Origin of the sequence: Pseudomonas sp. EMN2 (assembly GCF_009650555.1) — a bacterium.
Taxonomy (GTDB): domain Bacteria; phylum Pseudomonadota; class Gammaproteobacteria; order Pseudomonadales; family Pseudomonadaceae; genus Aquipseudomonas; species Aquipseudomonas sichuanensis.
Genome location: NZ_VZZR01000077.1, coordinates 1 through 15444 on the forward strand (window position 1 = coordinate 1; position 15444 = coordinate 15444).

Below are 15444 nucleotides of genomic sequence, written 5' to 3' on the forward strand. Positions count from 1 at the left end.
AGCTTGAAGCGCTCGGTGTACTTGCCCATAAATCCCCCAAGGGTTGGATTGGTGTCCAACTTCTTGGGGGCAGTCCAGGGTCAGGTGGGAGCCGGCTTGCCGGCGATGAGGCCAGTGCAAGTAACCCAAGACAGCAGCACCACAGTTAACACCACAGAGCCATAACAGGAACCATTTCTACGAATCCGGTCATAAGGTGTGTCCCGAGCGCCGTGCCAGATCATCCAAGAACTGCCCGAGCCATTCGGGTAACGACTTGGAAGCCACTGTTACAGGATTCGGGATGCTTGAATTAGTTGCCGCGTTTATCTGCCTCACCACCCTCCTCACCTATGTGAACTACCGCTTCATCGGCCTGCCACCCGCCATCGGCGTGATGGTCACGGCGCTGCTGTTCTCCCTGATGCTCCAGGGCCTGAGCCTGATCGGCTTCCCCGGCCTTGAAGAACGCGTCGAAGGGCTGATGAACCAGATCGACTTCAACGACCTGCTGATGCACTGGATGCTGGCGTTCCTGCTGTTTGCCGGCGCCCTGCACGTCAACCTTGCCGACCTGCGCAGCTACCGCTGGCCGATCGGCCTGCTGGCCACCCTCGGGGTGCTGATCGCCACCGTGGTGATCGGCTACCTGGCGCACTGGGTGTTCGGCCTGTTCGGCTGGAACGTGCCACTGATCTACTGCCTGCTGTTCGGCGCGCTGATCTCGCCAACCGACCCGATCGCCGTACTCGGCGCATTGCGTACCGCCAACGCGTCGAAACCCCTGAAGACCACCATCGTCGGCGAGTCGCTGTTCAACGACGGCACCGCGGTGGTGGTGTTCACCGTGCTGTTGGGCATCATCCAGCTGGGCGAAACGCCGAGCGTTGCCGACACGGCCCTGCTGTTCGCCCGTGAAGCGATTGGCGGCGTGGTCTTCGGTGGCCTGATCGGCTATGCCACCTACCGCATGATCAAGAGCGTCGAGCAGTACCAGGTAGAGGTGATGCTGACCCTGGCGCTGGTGATCGGCGGCTCGGCGATGTGCTACGAACTGCACGTCTCGGCGCCGATCGCCATGGTGGTGGCCGGCCTGATCATCGGCAACCTGGGGCGCAACCTGGCGATGAACGACATGACCCGCCGCTACATGGACGGGTTCTGGGAACTGATCGACGACATGCTCAACGCCCTGCTGTTCGCCCTGATCGGCCTGGAGCTGTTGCTGCTGCCGTTCAACTGGCTGCACCTGGCGGCGGGTGGCGTGCTGGCGGTGGCGGTGCTGGCCTCGCGCCTGCTGACCGTGGCGCCGGCGATCGTGCTGTTGCGCCGCTGGCGCACGGTGCCGCAGGGCACCATTCGTGTGCTCACCTGGGGTGGTTTGCGCGGGGGCGTTTCGGTGGCGCTGGCGCTGTCGTTGCCGATAGGCGAAGAGCGCGACCTGTTGCTGTCGATCACCTACATCGTGGTGTTGTCGTCGATCCTGGTGCAGGGGCTGACGATCGGCAAGGTGGTGAAGGGCGTGAGCCAGCAGGCCTGATACATCGTGTTGGCTTCTTCGCGGGTAAACCCGCTCCCACAGGTGTTGCGAGAGCCTGTGGGAGCGGGTTTACCCGCGAAGAAGCCAGCGCAGAACTTACTCTACGGCGCTGTCCGGGAACTGGTCCTGGATGTACTTGATCTCGGTGCGCCCGTGCGGTGCCGGCTGGCCATCTTCACCCAGGTTGACGAAGACCATCTTGTCCACCGTGAGAATGGCCTTGCGGCTGATCTTGTTGCGCACTTCGCACTTGAGGGTGATGGAGGTGCGGCCAAACTCGGTGGCGGTGATGCCCAGCTCGATGATGTCGCCCTGGCGCGAGGCGCTGACAAAGTTGATTTCGGAAATGTACTTGGTCACCACACGCTGGTTGCCCAACTGGACGATGGCGTAGATCGCCGCTTCCTCGTCGATCCAGCGCAGCAGGCTGCCGCCGAACAGCGTGCCGTTGGGGTTGAGGTCTTCGGGTTTTACCCATTTGCGGGTGTGAAAGTTCATCGTGACTCCTGACCTGCCAGTTTGACGTGCGGTAATGATGGCAGACCGGCGAGTCACGCTCCATTTACCATCGACTATCGTCGCGATTAATCGACAGAAAGTCTTGGGTGTGTCACACGCGCACGGCTATAATCGCTGCCGATCAAAATGGCCCCCCGCAGTGGTGGCCATCCCGCCACCCGACCGAGGGGCGCTGCAGCAGGTTCGTCCTGTCAGGCTCGGTTGGGGCGTTGTCCGCCACGCGGACGCTCAACGCACAACGGCGCCCATTCGCACACTACGAATGGAGGCTCTTCATGAGCGCTGCAAACACGCCTGCCGGTTTTACCGACTTCAAAGTCGCTGACATCTCCCTGGCCGCCTGGGGTCGTCGCGAAACCATCATCGCCGAGTCGGAAATGCCTGCACTGATGGGCCTGCGTCGCAAGTACCTGGCCGAGCAACCGCTCAAGGGTGCGAAGATCCTGGGCTGCATCCACATGACCATCCAGACCGCCGTGCTGATCGAAACCCTGGTTGCCCTGGGTGCCGAAGTGCGCTGGTCGTCCTGCAACATCTTCTCCACCCAGGACCAGGCCGCCGCGTCGATCGCTGCCGCCGGTATCCCGGTGTTCGCCTGGAAAGGTGAAACCGAAGAAGAGTACGAGTGGTGCCTGGAGCAGACCATCCTCAAGGATGGCCAGCCATGGGACGCCAACATGATCCTCGACGACGGCGGCGACCTGACCGAGCTGCTGCACAAGAAATACCCGGCCGTTCTGGACCGCGTACACGGCGTGACCGAAGAAACCACCACCGGCGTTCACCGCCTGCTGGACATGCTGGCCAAGGGCGAGCTGAAAGTCCCGGCGATCAACGTCAACGACTCGGTCACCAAGAGCAAGAACGACAACAAGTACGGCTGCCGTCACAGCCTGAACGACGCCATCAAGCGTGGTACCGACCACCTGCTGTCGGGCAAGCAAGCCCTGGTGATCGGCTACGGTGACGTGGGCAAGGGCTCGGCCCAGTCCCTGCGTCAGGAAGGCATGATCGTCAAGGTCACCGAAGTCGACCCGATCTGCGCCATGCAGGCCTGCATGGACGGCTTCGAGCTGGTCTCGCCGTTCATCGACGGTAACAACGACGGCACCGAAGCGAGCATCGACAAGGCCCTGCTGGGCAAGATCGACCTGATCGTCACCACCACCGGTAACGTCAACGTCTGCGACGCCAACATGCTCAAGGCCCTGAAAAAGCGCGCCGTGGTGTGCAACATCGGTCACTTCGACAACGAGATCGACACCGCCTTCATGCGCAAGAACTGGGCATGGGAAGAGGTCAAGCCGCAGGTGCACAAGATCCACCGCACCGGCGCTGGCGACTTCGACCCGCAGAACGACGACTACCTGATCCTGCTGGCCGAAGGCCGCCTGGTGAACCTGGGCAACGCCACCGGTCACCCAAGCCGCATCATGGACGGTTCGTTCGCCAACCAGGTCCTGGCCCAGATCTTCCTGTTCGAGCAGAAGTACGCCGACCTCTCGGCCGAGAAGAAAGCCGAACGTCTGACCGTCGAAGTACTGCCGAAGAAACTCGACGAAGAAGTGGCCCTGGAAATGGTCCGCGGCTTCGGCGGCGTGGTCACTAAACTGACCAAACAGCAAGCCGACTACATCGGTGTGACCGTCGAAGGTCCGTTCAAGCCGCACGCCTACCGCTACTAAGCGGCTGGCTGCCGGCACCAGGCACACGCCTGATGCCGGCAGGCAACGTTTCGAACCGATGTCCGAGCCAGGCCGGCCCCCACCGCCCTGGCTTTTATTTGCAGGCAGCAGCCGATGGCCCACTGCCGAAGGAACGAGTGATGTCACAAGAACGCCGCTACAGTTTCGAGTTCTTCCCCACCAAGACCGACGCCGGCCACGAAAAGTTGATGGGCGTCGCCCGCCAACTGGCCAGCTACAACCCAGACTTCTTCTCCTGCACCTACGGTGCCGGTGGTTCCACCCGCGACCGCACGCTCAACACCGTGCTGCAGCTGGAGAACGAGGTGAAGGTGCCCGCTGCCCCGCACCTGTCCTGCGTGGGCGACAGCAAGGACGACCTGCGCACCCTGCTGGCCGAATACCAGGCCGCCGGCATCAAGCGCATCGTTGCCCTGCGTGGCGACTTGCCTTCGGGCATGGGCATGGCCAGCGGCGAGCTGCGTTACGCCAGCGACCTGGTCGAGTTCATCCGCCAGGAAACCGGCGATCATTTCCACCTGGAAGTGGCCGCGTACCCGGAGATGCACCCACAGGCACGCAATTTCGAGAGCGACCTGGCCAATTTCGTGCACAAGGTCAAGGCCGGTGCCGACAGCGCCATCACCCAGTACTTCTTCAACGCTGACAGCTACTTCTACTTTGTCGAGCGCGCACAGAAGCTGGGCGTGGACATCCCGGTAGTGCCCGGCATCATGCCGATCACCAACTACAGCAAGCTGGCGCGTTTCTCCGACGCCTGCGGCGCCGAGATCCCGCGCTGGATCCGCAAGCAGCTGGAAGCCTATGCCGACGATACCGCCAGCATCCAGGCCTTCGGTGAAGAAGTGATCACCCGCATGTGCGAACAACTGCTGCAAGGCGGCGCACCGGGCCTGCACTTCTACACCCTGAACCAGGCCGAGCCGAGCCTGGCGATCTGGAACAACCTGAAGCTGCCGCGCTGAAAATCGTCGCCTTGAAGAAGGCTTTGGCTTAGGCTAAAGCCTTCTTCACTTTTGCCTCGCGATAGGTTAACGGCCCGTATGCAGCACCCAGTCTCCGCCAATCCTCAGCTTGTCTACCTTGCATTCGGCCCGGCCACCTATCACCAGGAAGCCTGTTTCAGCATCGTCAGCGCCCTCGCGCACCTGCGCAGCACGCCCGGCGAAGCCGTCGACATCCAGGTCTACACCGACAACCTCGAACCTTATCGCCAGCTGCCGGTAACCGCCCACTTGCTGGACGAAGCCACCCGCAAGGCCTGGAACCAGCCCCACGGCTATCACTTTCGCAGCAAGCACGTACTGATCCGCCAGATCCTCGAACAGCACCCGCTGGCGGTGCTCATCGACACCGACACCTTCTTCCGCGCCTCGCCCATGCAGCTGTTCCGCCGCGTCGTGCCCGGCACGCTGCTATGCAACGCCATCGGCGGGCGTTTTGGCGACAACCCGCACTGCGTGCTGCACCAGGCCCTGGCGGGCATCCTCGAGGAGCGCGGCCTGGCCGATGAGCAGATGCCACTGCTCAACTCCGGGGTGATCGGCCTGAACGCCAGCGACGCAGCGCTGCTCGACCAGTCCATCGCGATGATGGACGAGTTCCACCCGCTCGCCCCAAAAGCCTATACCCTCGAGGAATTCTGCCTGGCGGTGGCGGCCTATCGCACGCTCAAGGTCAGCGCCTGCACCGACGTCATCCACCACTACTGGAGCCGCAAGGCCCAGTTCCGCGCCAAGATCCAGGCCTGGCTGCGCAAGCACGGCGAAGCCATGCTGAGCGAGGCGGCGTTGGCCGATGTGCCACTGGTCAACGACCAACTGCCACGGCCACCCGCCCTGCACCGCCTGAGCTACAAGGCGTTGACCTACATGCTCCCCGGCCAGCATCGGCAGTTCGCCCGCGAATTGCTGTACGGCTGCTATCCGTATGCCAACGAATTCGACCGCGCCTGCGCCTCGGCCTGGTGGGACAAGGCCCTGGAGAACCTCAGCCAGCGTCATGGCCAGCCAGACCCGGAGCAGCTGCGACGCTTCCTGCGCCATCCAGGCCTGCGCCTGTCACTGGGCAGCCGCCGCGGCGAAGTCGAGTCCCACCTGCTGAAACAGCACCAAGGCTGATCGGCATGCCGGGCACGCTATCGCGGACTAGCCAGTCTTGACCCTGCCCCGCGTCCTGCTCAGCCTGTTACGCCCCTTGAGCCTGTTGCTGCTTGTCTGCCTGAGCCCACTGGCCCACAGCGAACGCCTGCGCATCGTCAGCGATGACTGGGCGCCTTATCTCTATCAAGAGAACGGCCAGCCCAAGGGCATCGACTACGAAGTGACCAATGAGGTGTTCAAGCGCCTGGGGGTCGACGTGCAATGGGAGTTCATGCCCTGGAAGCGCTGCCTGGCGATGATCCAGCAGGGCCTGGCCGATGGCGTGATGGACATCTTCCGTGTCGACTCGCGCCAGGCCTACATGGTCTACCCGGACGAGCCGATGTCCGACGTCGAGTTCGTCCTGTACCAAGCCCGCACCCGCCGCCATGCCGTGCAGGCACTCGAAGACCTCGCCGGCCTGACCGTAGGCACCTCACCGGGTTATGCCTATGGCAATGCCTTCAACGAGTCCACACTGTTTCGCCGCGAATCGGCGCCCAGCCACGAAGCCAACTTCGGCAAGCTGGCACTGGGGCGCATCGACCTGCTGATCACCGACCGCAAGGTCGGGCGCTACCTGAGCCGCAGCCTCGGGCTTGACCAGCAGGTCGAAGCGCTGCCGCTGGTGATCGCCCGCCAGAGCCAATACCTGGGCCTGGCCCGCAAGCCGGGCCGCGAGCAACTGGCCCAGGCGTTCTCCGATGAGCTGCGACGCTTCAAGCAGGAGCCCGCCTACGCCGCCATCAATGCGCGCTATATCGGCGAAGACGCTATTCCTTTCGCCGTTGAGCAGCAGGAACGCAGCACACGCTGATTGCTCTGTTATACTCGGGCCTTCCCGCCCGGCTCACGCCCGGACGCTCGGCCTCACTGCAGGCATCTCGAGCAGCGGCGCAGCACACACAGTGCCCACCCGCCACCTCCAGGATGCACGGTAAACGCCCAGCTGGACCGGACGCGATCGCATCCCTCCGATGCCCGTCGCGCCAGGCAGAACACCCCATAGGGCCTAGCCCCCACGAGAACAGGATTGCCCATGTCCTTTGCTTCCCTCGGTCTCTCCGAGGCACTTGTCCGCGCTATCGAAGCTGCGGGCTATACCCAGCCCACTCCAGTGCAACAGCGGGCCATTCCCGCCGTGTTGCAAGGCCGCGACCTGATGGTTGCCGCCCAGACAGGTACAGGTAAAACCGGCGGCTTCGCGCTCCCTATTCTCGAGCGCCTGTTCCCGGGTGGCCACCCCGACAAATCGCAACGCCACGGCCCGCGCCAGCCGCGCGTGCTGGTGCTGACCCCGACCCGTGAGCTGGCCGCGCAAGTGCATGACAGCTTCAAGGTCTATGCCCGTGACCTGAACTTCATCAGCGCCTGCATCTTCGGCGGCGTCGGCATGAATCCGCAGGTCCAGGCCATGGCCAAGGGCGTCGATGTACTGGTGGCCTGCCCTGGCCGCCTGCTCGACCTGGCCGGCCAAGGCAGCGTCGACCTGTCCCACGTCGAAATCCTGGTGCTGGACGAAGCAGACCGCATGCTCGACATGGGCTTCATCCACGATGTGAAGAAAGTGCTGGCGCGCCTGCCGGCCAAGCGCCAGAACCTGCTGTTCTCGGCCACCTTCTCCAAAGACATCACCGACCTTGCCGACAAGCTGCTGCACAACCCCGAGCGCATCGAGGTCACGCCGCCGAACACCACCGTCGAGCGTATCGAGCAGCGCGTCTACCGCCTGCCCGCCAGCCACAAGCGCGCGCTGCTGGCACACCTGATCACCCTCGGTGCCTGGGAGCAGGTGCTGGTGTTCACCCGCACCAAGCACGGCGCCAACCGCCTGGCCGAGTACCTTGAAAAGCACGGCCTGACCGCCGCCGCGATCCACGGCAACAAGAGCCAGAACGCGCGCACCAAGGCGCTGGCCGACTTCAAGGCCAACACCGTGCGCGTGCTGGTGGCCACCGATATCGCCGCACGCGGCCTGGACATCGACCAGTTGCCCCATGTGGTCAACTTCGAGCTGCCCAACGTCGAGGAAGACTACGTTCACCGCATTGGCCGTACTGGCCGTGCCGGTCGCTCCGGCGAAGCCATTTCGATGGTCGCCCCGGATGAAGAGAAGCTGCTCAAGAGCATCGAGCGCGTCACCAAGCAGAAGATCCCGGATGGCGACTGGATGGGCTTCGATGCTTCGCAAGTCGAAGCAGAGAAACCGGAGGTGCGCGAGCGCCAGCCTAACGCCGGGCGCGGTGGCCGCAACCAGCAGGCTCGTGGCGATGCCAAGAAAGAAGGCAGCGGCGGGCGCAAGGACAAAGGCAAGGATCAAGGCAAGAGCAAGCCGGCAGCCGAGAAGTCGGCAGACAAGGACAAGGCCGAAGACAAGCCGCAGCAGGGCCGCCAGCGTAAACCTCGCGATGGCAAACCCCGCCAGCAGCAGGGCGGCCAGGGCCAGAAGGCTGCGCAACCGGCGCCGGCCAACCGTGATCCCGAAGAGTTCCTGGACGACGATATCGATAACTTCGGTAACCGTGCCGACTACGTCAGCCCCTACCAGAACGCCAAGAACCAGGGCCGCAACCGTCGCCCGGGTGGTAATGGCGGCCAAGGCCAAGGTCAGCGTAGCGGTGCCGGTGGTCAGGCTCAGGGCCAGGGTCGTGGCAATGGCCAGCAGCGCCAGGGCCAGAACCAGGGCTCGGGCGAAAAACGCGCCCGTAACGGTGGCGGCAGCAATGGCAGCGCCCGTCGCGACAACAACGGCGGCCGTAACCGCCGTGACGATTCGGCCCGCCAAGAGCCGGCCGTGCGCAATCCGCGCGATTCGCAGCCGGCACCGGTCATCATCCGCAAGGAATCCAAGCTCGACCGTTACCCAACGCCCGAGCAACTGGACGACCTGCCAAGCCGCCCACGCGGTGAGCGCCCGGCGCTGTTGACCCGCAAGGGTTAACAAGCGATCGCGGGGCAAGCCCGCTCCCACAAAGCCAGGCTGGCTGTTGTGGGAGCGGGCTTGCCCCGCGATGAGGCCAAAAATGAAAACGCCGCCCAATGGGCGGCGTTCTTGTTACTGAGGCAAATTACTTCTGCTTCACGCCTTCGACGCTGATGTCCAGATCGAGGGTCTGGGAAGTCGCGCCCGGGCCCTTGATGCCGAAGTCGTTCAGGTTGAGAGTGGTGGTGGCGTTGAAGCCTGCACGCTCGCCGCCCCACGGGTCCTTGCCCTCACCGTTGAAGGTAGCCTTGAAGGTCACAGGCTTGGTCACGCCGTGCATGGTCAGGTCGCCGGTCACGTCGGCGGTCTTTTCACCGGTGGACTTGACGCTGGTGGAAACGAACTTGGCTTCCGGGTACTTCTTCACATCCAGGAAGTCTTTGCTGGCGATGTGCTTGTCACGCTCGGCGTGGTTGGACCACAGGCTGGCGGTTTTCAGATCGACGTTGATCTTGCTGGCCTCAGGCTTGGCGCTGTCCCAGGTGAAGTTGCCGTCGAAGTCCTTGAAGGTGCCGTGGATGAAGCTGTAGCCCAGGTGGCTGATTTTCCAGTCGACGAACGCGTGCTGGCCTTCCTTGTCGATCTTGTATTCGGCGGCCATGGCCTGGCCGGCGGAGAGCAGAGCGGTACCGAGCGCCAGAGCGGCAAAAGTCTTTTTCAACATCCTTACTTCCTTCCTTTGCAATTGAGGTTGAGAGTCAAGCTTTGCGGCCCAGCATACGAGTCAGGGTCGCGTCACGGTCGATGAAATGGTGCTTGAGTGCCGCCAGTGCGTGGAGCACGGCGAAGATAACCAGGCCCCAGGCCAGCCACAAATGGATGACCCCGGCAGTGTCGGCCTGGTCAGGCAGGTCGCTGATCAATGCCGGCACCTCGAACAGTTCGAACACCGGGATGCCGACGCCGTCGGCAGTGGAGATCAGGTAACCGGCAATCATCACTGCGAACAGCCCCAGGTACAGCGCCAGGTGCCCGAGTTTGGCGGCCAGGCGTGTAACCTTGCCATGATTGGCCGGTGCCGGCGGCGGCGGGCTTACGAAACGCCAGAGCACGCGCAACAGCATCACTGCCAGCAGTACCAGGCCAATGCTCTTGTGCAGGTCCGGCCCGGACTTGCGCCACGGATCGTAGTAATCCAGACCGACCATCCACAGCCCCAGGCCGAACAACCCGAAGACCGCCAGCGCCACACCCCAGTGCAGGACGATGCTGACCAGGCCATAGCGAGAAGATGAGTTGCGCAGTTGCATGTTGGCGTATTTCCCCGTGAAAGCTGTGCACAAGACTAGCGGGTAACGTATCGAATAAAAGCGGAAAAACTTGCTTCGGATTATCGAGAAATCCGATAGCAATTCTCCAAGCTTGCCATTAAGGAAACGTTAACGATAGCCGTTCCCACGGGTACTGCACTGTATGTCTTGCGCTGGCTACTTGTAGGAGCGGCCTTGTGTCGCGAAAGGGCTGCGGAGCAGCCCCAGCAATCTTGAGACACATCCAAGGTCCTGGGGGCGCTTCGCACCCCTTTCGCGGCACAAGGCCGCTCCTACAGGGGACGTACAAGCCCGCTAAGGCTCAGTCAGCCTTGGCCTGGCTGTTCACCACCGCCTTCTTCGCAGGCTCGCTCTTGGCCGTGGTTTTCTTCACTGGCGCAGGCTTGTGTGCCTGCTTGGCTGCCGGCTTCTGCGCGGCAGGCTTGGCCGGCGCGGCTTTGGCAGGGGCGGCCTTGACCGGCTCTTCCTTGGCCACCACGGCAGGGGCTGCCGGGGCCGGCGCTGGGGCCGGAGCCGGCGCCACCTCTTCAACCTTGGCGACCGGCGCGGCCTTGACCTCAGGCTTGTCGCCACCGCCGAACAGACGCGAGAAGAACCCCGGTTTGTCCTGCTTGGCCTCTTCAACCTTCACAGGTTCTGGCTTGGCGGTTGCCTTTTCGGCCTTGTCGGACGAGCCGCCGAACAGGTTGGAGAAGAACCCTCCCTTATCCTTGTCCTTGGCTGCCACTGCCGCCACGGTACCTGCAGCTGCAGTGGCGGCGACCGCTTTGACCGGGTCGAACGACTTGCCCGCCGCCAGGTCCTGCACCTGGCCTGCGGCGCGCTGGCCACTGCGCAGGGCGCCTTCAAGGGTGCCCGGGTACAGCGCGTCGGTGTGTTCGCCGGCAAAGGTGATGCGTTGCACCGGGCGCTCCCACAGGCGCCAGTACTTGCTGATCTGGCCAGGGCCGAAGGCCAGGTAGGCGCCGCCCATGCCGGCGTCAGTGCTGTAGCGGCGCACTTCGTAGCCGGTGAAGGCACCACGGGCCTGGGGATAGAACGCGTGCAGGCGGATCAGCACCTGATCGACCATCTGCTTGTCGCCGAACGCCTGCAGCAGGCGGGCATTGTCACCGGACAGGTTGATCACCACGTTGGCGCCACCCTTGAGCGCCGGCTCGATCCACAGCATGCCCAGGCCGGTGTTGCTGAAGATTTCACCCGACATGCGCGCGCGGCTTTCCCAGACCGGGCTCTTGAACTTGAGCATCAGCTGGTCGCGCCAGCCGTAGTTGGTGCCCTTGAGCGCGGCCAGGTGCTGGTTGTCCAGGCCTGGGGTCATCTGGATCTTGGCCAGCGCTCGCAGCGGCACGGCCATGACCAGGTAATCGGCTTGGTAGCCGACGGAGCCGACCTTGACCGTCACGCCGTCCTTGTCCTGGACGATGGCCGTGACCGGCGAGCTGGTCTTGATGGTCTTGAGCTGCTTGACGAAGGCCTGGGCCAGCACTGGGCTGCCACCGGGCAGGCGCGCGGCGCGCAGGTCACGGTCGCTGACATTGCGGTACACACGGTTCTGCTGGGCGAAATACAGCAAGGACAGGCGCGACGGTTCGTCGTAGCGGGTGCGGATCTGCTGGTTCACCAGCTGACGGGCGGTCGCCGGCAGCTGCAACTTATCGAGCCAGGTCGACACGTTCATCTGGTCGAGGGCAAACAGGGTGCTGTTGGCTGCCGGATTGAGCGGGTCTTCGATCGAGCGCGCCAGGTCATCCAGGGTCTTCTCGTATCGTTTTAGCGCCTCGGCCGTGGCCGGCTGCTTGGTGGCCAGGTCGGTGGCGCTGAAATATTCGCCGTCGATCAGGTAGCCAGGGGTACGGACAAACTCCGGCGCCGGCAAGGTACCGACCTTGAAGCGTTCCAGGTACTGGTTGAGCACCGGCTGGGTCTTGTTGTTGCCGATCCACTCGCTGGTGGCCAGGCCCGAACGCCCGCCCATGCCCGACTTGGCCTCCAGCAGGGTGACCTGCCAGCCCTTGCTCTGCAGCTCATAGGCCGCCGTCAAACCGGCCAGGCCGCCACCGACGACGATCGCCGTCTTGTCTTTGGCCAGCGCACCGGCGCTGGATACACCAATCAATACAAACGCGCACAGGCGCACCCAAGCAGCAGCCATGATGGCGAACTCCGGTAGAGAAACGTGGGATGGGAAGGGGGAAGGACACCCCGGGGCAAGTGGTGTTAAGAATACGTCAGGTCGCCACACCTCGCCAGCCAGCGACAACAAGTGCCTTTGCCTGTTCACATTTTTGTTATGGGCCAGTGGCCACCAGTGCGCCTGACGGTTGTTCTGCCCCCCGGCATTGCTTAGGCTTACGCGGTCAAGCCACGCCGCCAAGCCAGGAGAAGTGCCCATGGGCCTCAACGATCAGTGGATGCAACGCGACCTCAAGGTCCTGTGGCACCCCTGCACCCAGATGAAAGACCACGAGCAACTGCCGCTGATCCCGATCAAGCGCGGCGAAGGCGTATGGCTCGAGGACTTCGAGGGCAAGCGCTACCTGGACGCGGTCAGCTCCTGGTGGGTCAACGTGTTCGGCCACGCCAACCCACGCATCAACCAGCGCATCAAGGATCAGGTCGACCAGCTCGAACACGTGATCCTGGCCGGTTTCAGCCACCAGCCGGTGATCGAGCTGTCCGAGCGCCTGGTGGCCATGACCCCGGCCGGCCTGGACCGGGTGTTCTACGCCGACAACGGCTCGTCGTGCATCGAAGTGGCGCTAAAGATGAGCTTCCACTACTGGCAGAACACCGGCAAACCTGCGAAAAAGCGCTTCGTTACCCTGACCAACAGCTACCACGGCGAGACCATCGCCGCGATGTCGGTGGGTGACGTGCCGCTGTTCACCGAAACCTACAAGGCACTGCTGCTGGACACCATCAAGGTGCCCAGCCCGGACTGCTACCTGCGCCCCGAGGGCATGGGCTGGGAGGAACACTCGCGCAACATGTTCGCCGCCATGGAGCAGACCCTGGCCGAACACCACGCGACCATCGCCGCGGTGATCGTCGAGCCGCTGATCCAGGGCGCCGGCGGCATGCGCATGTACCACCCGGTCTACCTCAAGCTGCTGCGCGAAGCCTGCGACCGCTACGACGTGCACCTGATCCACGACGAGATCGCCGTGGGCTTCGGCCGCACCGGCACGATGTTCGCCTGCGAACAGGCCGGCATCCGCCCGGATTTCCTGTGCCTGTCCAAAGCGCTGACCGGCGGCTACCTGCCGCTGGCCGCCTGCCTGACCACCGACAAGGTCTACCAGGCCTTCTACGACGACTACCCGACCCTGCGCGCGTTCCTCCACTCGCACAGCTACACCGGCAACCCGCTGGCCTGTGCCGCGGCCCTGGCGACCCTGGACATCTTCGCGCAGGACAACGTGATCGAGGCCAACAAGGCTTTGTCGGCACGCATGGCCAGTGCCACCGCGCACCTGGCCGAGCATGCCCACGTCGCCGAGATCCGCCAGACCGGCATGGCCCTGGCCATCGAGATGGTCCAGGACAAGGCCAGCAAGGCCGCCTATCCCTGGCAGGAGCGTCGCGGCCTGAAGGTGTTCGAGCACGCCCTGACCCGTGGCGCGCTGTTGCGCCCGCTGGGCAGCGTGGTGTACTTCCTGCCGCCTTACGTGATCACCCCGGAGCAGATCGACTTCCTCGCCGAAGTGGCCAGCGAAGGTATCGATATTGCTACCCGCACTCATGTGAGCGTGGCGGTACCGGCCAACTTCCACCCCGACTTCCGCGATCCGGGCTAGCCTGCAGCATCGCCGCATACCCTGTGGGAGCGGGTTTACCCGCGAATACGATGGTGGCCGCGCCGCTGAATTCGCGGGTAAACCCGCTCCCACAGGGTCTATGACAACCTTTTCCCGAGCTGAACCATGAGACTCTCCCGCTTCTTCATCGACGCCCCCCTGGCCCTCGGCGAGCACGACCTGCCCGAAGCCCAGGCCCACTACATCGGCCGCGTGCTGCGCATGGCTGCCGGCGACGCCGTGCAGTTGTTCGACGGCAGCGGCCAGGAATACCTTGGCCAACTGCTCGAGGTCGGCAAGAAAAGCGTGCGCGTCAGCCTCGACCAAGCCCTCCCCGGCCAGGCCGAATCGCCACTGCACATCCACCTTGGCCAGGGCCTGTCCCGTGGCGAGCGCATGGACTGGGCCATCCAGAAAGCCACCGAACTGGGCGCCAACGAAATCACCCCGATCGTCAGCGAACGCTGCGAAGTACGCCTGAAGGACGAGCGCGCCGACAAACGCCTGGCCCACTGGCGCCAGGTGGCCATCAGCGCCTGCGAGCAGTGCGGCCGCTCGACCCTGCCGGTGATCCACCCGCCGCTCACCTTGGCCGAGTGGCTCAGGGCCTGCGAGGCCGATCTCAAGCTGGTGCTGCACCCGGTAGCTGAACCATTGACCAGCCACGCCAAGCCCGCACGCCTGGCCTTCCTGATCGGCCCCGAAGGCGGTCTGAGCGATGCCGAAGTCGAGCAGGCCAAGGCCGCCGGCTACCACGCCGCCCGCCTCGGCCCGCGCGTGCTGCGCACCGAGACCGCGCCTGTTGTAGCGCTGTCGGTCGCACAACAGCTGTGGGGCGACTTTTAACTGACGTAGAAGAACACCGCGACGAAGTGCATCAGGCTGCCGGCGATGACGAACAGGTGCCAGATGCCGTGCCAGTGGCGGAACCGGCTGTCGAAGGCGAAGAACAGGATGCCGACGGTGTAGAACACACCGCCGGCCGCCAGCCAGGTGAAGCCGGCGGTGCCCAGGCTGTACAGCAACGGCTTGACCGCCACCAGCACGATCCAGCCCATCACCGCGTAGATGACGATCGAAAGGATGCGCGCCTCCGAACGCGGCTTGATCTCCTGCAGCATGCCGATCAGCGCCAACCCCCAGACCACCCCGAACAGGCTCCAGCCCCAGGGCCCGCGCAGGCTGACCAGGCAGAACGGCGTGTAGCTGCCGGCGATCAGCAGGTAGATCGACAGATGGTCGAGCTTGCGCATGACCTGCTTCGCCCGGCCGCGGGTGCTGTGATAGAGGGTGGAGATGCTGTAGAGCAACAGCAGCGTGAAGCCGTAGATGGAGAAGCTGACGATCTTCCACGGATCGCCCTGCAGGCCCGCGACGACGATCAGCCACACCGCGCCGATGCAGGCCAGTACCGCGCCGACCAGGTGGGTCCAGGCGTTGAAACGTTCACCGTAATACATGCAAGCACAGACCTCCGAGGGCCAGCAGGGTTCCTGACGGCCTCA

At 63.8% G+C, this 15444-nt stretch carries 13 protein-coding genes and 1 riboswitch; of the genes, 8 read left to right on the forward strand and 5 right to left on the reverse strand.

Annotated features, from left to right (window positions below; translation table 11 throughout):
• Window positions 1-283: 283 nt before the first annotated feature.
• Window positions 284-1519: a sodium:proton antiporter gene (locus F6X61_RS21080; RefSeq protein WP_153788360.1), complete on the forward strand. Its 1236-nt coding sequence runs from the start codon at window positions 284-286 to the stop codon at window positions 1517-1519.
• A gap of 96 nt (window positions 1520-1615) precedes the next feature.
• Here the strand turns inward: F6X61_RS21080 and F6X61_RS21085 are convergent, their stop codons facing one another.
• A complete protein-coding gene (locus F6X61_RS21085) occupies window positions 1616-2017 on the reverse strand; it encodes an acyl-CoA thioesterase (protein WP_125465821.1) in 402 nt (133 codons plus the stop codon).
• Between the two features lie 179 nt (window positions 2018-2196).
• Window positions 2197-2292, forward strand: a riboswitch (S-adenosyl-L-homocysteine riboswitch).
• A 21-nt stretch (window positions 2293-2313) separates the two neighbouring features.
• Between F6X61_RS21085 and ahcY the strand changes: the two genes are divergently transcribed.
• The 5 genes from ahcY to F6X61_RS21110 all read left to right on the forward strand — a co-directional run bounded on the left by ahcY (window position 2314) and on the right by F6X61_RS21110 (window position 8826).
• Complete coding sequence (ahcY, locus tag F6X61_RS21090) at window positions 2314-3723, forward strand: adenosylhomocysteinase (protein WP_110994162.1); 1410 nt, start codon at window positions 2314-2316, stop codon at window positions 3721-3723.
• Window positions 3724-3863: 140 nt separating this feature from the next.
• Entirely contained in the window at window positions 3864-4709 is an 846-nt protein-coding gene (gene metF / locus F6X61_RS21095; RefSeq protein WP_153788362.1) for a methylenetetrahydrofolate reductase [NAD(P)H], read from the forward strand.
• Between the two features lie 78 nt (window positions 4710-4787).
• On the forward strand, window positions 4788-5864 hold the full coding sequence (locus F6X61_RS21100; RefSeq protein WP_153788364.1) for a hypothetical protein: 1077 nt from the start codon (window positions 4788-4790) through the stop codon (window positions 5862-5864).
• Between the two features lie 37 nt (window positions 5865-5901).
• A complete protein-coding gene (locus F6X61_RS21105) occupies window positions 5902-6702 on the forward strand; it encodes a substrate-binding periplasmic protein (RefSeq protein WP_371923741.1) in 801 nt (266 codons plus the stop codon).
• Window positions 6703-6924: 222 nt separating this feature from the next.
• Window positions 6925-8826, forward strand: coding sequence for a DEAD/DEAH box helicase (locus F6X61_RS21110; protein WP_178125867.1), 1902 nt, complete (start codon window positions 6925-6927; stop codon window positions 8824-8826).
• A gap of 127 nt (window positions 8827-8953) precedes the next feature.
• Here F6X61_RS21110 and F6X61_RS21115 read toward each other — a convergent pair whose 3' ends face one another.
• The 3 genes from F6X61_RS21115 to F6X61_RS21125 form a co-directional block, all read right to left on the reverse strand.
• A complete protein-coding gene (locus F6X61_RS21115) occupies window positions 8954-9532 on the reverse strand; it encodes a YceI family protein (RefSeq protein ID WP_110994160.1) in 579 nt (192 codons plus the stop codon).
• 34 nt (window positions 9533-9566) lie between these two features.
• Entirely contained in the window at window positions 9567-10118 is a 552-nt protein-coding gene (locus F6X61_RS21120) for a cytochrome b (protein ID WP_153788366.1), read from the reverse strand.
• 322 nt (window positions 10119-10440) lie between these two features.
• Complete coding sequence (locus F6X61_RS21125) at window positions 10441-12294, reverse strand: flavin monoamine oxidase family protein (protein ID WP_153788368.1); 1854 nt, start codon at window positions 12292-12294, stop codon at window positions 10441-10443.
• A gap of 238 nt (window positions 12295-12532) precedes the next feature.
• Here F6X61_RS21125 and F6X61_RS21130 point away from each other — a divergent pair, with 238 nt between their 5' ends.
• Complete coding sequence (locus tag F6X61_RS21130; protein ID WP_153788370.1) at window positions 12533-13939, forward strand: adenosylmethionine--8-amino-7-oxononanoate transaminase; 1407 nt, start codon at window positions 12533-12535, stop codon at window positions 13937-13939.
• 126 nt (window positions 13940-14065) lie between these two features.
• Window positions 14066-14785 (forward strand): 16S rRNA (uracil(1498)-N(3))-methyltransferase, encoded by a 720-nt coding sequence (locus F6X61_RS21135; protein ID WP_153788372.1) that lies wholly within the window; start codon window positions 14066-14068, stop codon window positions 14783-14785.
• Here the strand turns inward: F6X61_RS21135 and F6X61_RS21140 are convergent.
• Window positions 14782-15399, reverse strand: coding sequence for a hemolysin III family protein (locus F6X61_RS21140; RefSeq protein ID WP_125465830.1), 618 nt, complete (start codon window positions 15397-15399; stop codon window positions 14782-14784). The two genes, F6X61_RS21135 and F6X61_RS21140, sit on opposite strands and share 4 nt — an antisense overlap.
• Between the last annotated feature and the right edge of the window lie 45 nt (window positions 15400-15444).